This window comes from Collinsella sp. LCP19S3_B11 (assembly GCF_052121915.1).
Taxonomy (GTDB): domain Bacteria; phylum Actinomycetota; class Coriobacteriia; order Coriobacteriales; family Coriobacteriaceae; genus Collinsella.
Genome location: NZ_JBQKDI010000050.1, coordinates 1 through 865, shown reverse-complemented (window position 1 = coordinate 865; position 865 = coordinate 1). Strand labels below are relative to the sequence as shown.

At 65.3% G+C, this 865-nt stretch carries 1 protein-coding gene; it reads right to left on the bottom strand.

What is annotated here, in order from left to right:
- Nucleotide 1: 1 nt before the first annotated feature.
- Nucleotides 2-865: arginine deiminase (locus tag ACTQV4_RS10315; RefSeq protein ID WP_441569781.1), on the bottom strand; the 864-nt coding region annotated here is incomplete at its 5' end.

Here is an 865-nt window from a genome sequence, read left to right as displayed (position 1 = left end):
CTTAGAGGTCCTCGCGCCAGAAGGGCATGCTCATGCAGCGCGGGCCGCCACGGCCGCGGGAGAGCTCGGCGGAGGGCACGACGAGAAGGTCCAGGCCCTCCTTGTACAGCACGTCGTTGGTGACGGTGTTGCGGGCGTAGACGCAGATCTTGCCGGGCTCGACGCACAGGGTGTTGGAGCCGTCGTTCCACTGCTCGCGGGAGGCCGCGATCGGGTCGCCGCCGCCGCAGGGGATCAGCTTGACCTGGTCGACGCCGGTGGCGTCCTCCAGGACGTGCTCGAGGGTGTCCTCGATCAGGCGGATGTTCACGTCGCCCGGGTTCTTGCCGGCGGTCAGCTCGTAGACGCGCAGGGTGCCCATGATGGCGGGGTGGATCGTGAACTTATCGACGTCGATCTGGGTGAAGACCGTGTCGAGGTGCATGAAGGCGCGCGAGACCGGGATGTCGAAGGCCAGGATGCGCTCGACCTTGGAGTCGGAGTTCCAGAAGATGTTCTGGGCCATGACGTCGATAGCGGCGGCCTGGGTGCGCTGGGAGATGCCGACGGCGAGGGTCTTCTCGTTGATGTTCAGCACGTCGCCGCCCTCGGTGTGGAACTGGCAGTCGCGGCGGAAGTACAGGGAGACGTCCTTGTAGTCGGGGTGGTACTTGAAGACGTACTTGCCGTACAGGGTCTCGCGGTTGCGGGTGACCGAGTACATGCGGTTGAGGTTGACGCCCTCGCCGACGACCGCGAACGGGTCGCGGGTGAAGTAGAGGTTGGGCATCGGGTCGATGATCAGGTCGGACTCGGACTCGGAGTTGACCAGGGAGTCGAGGGTCGTGGAGGCCGTGAGGGGCATCTCGATCTCGGCCTTGGTCAT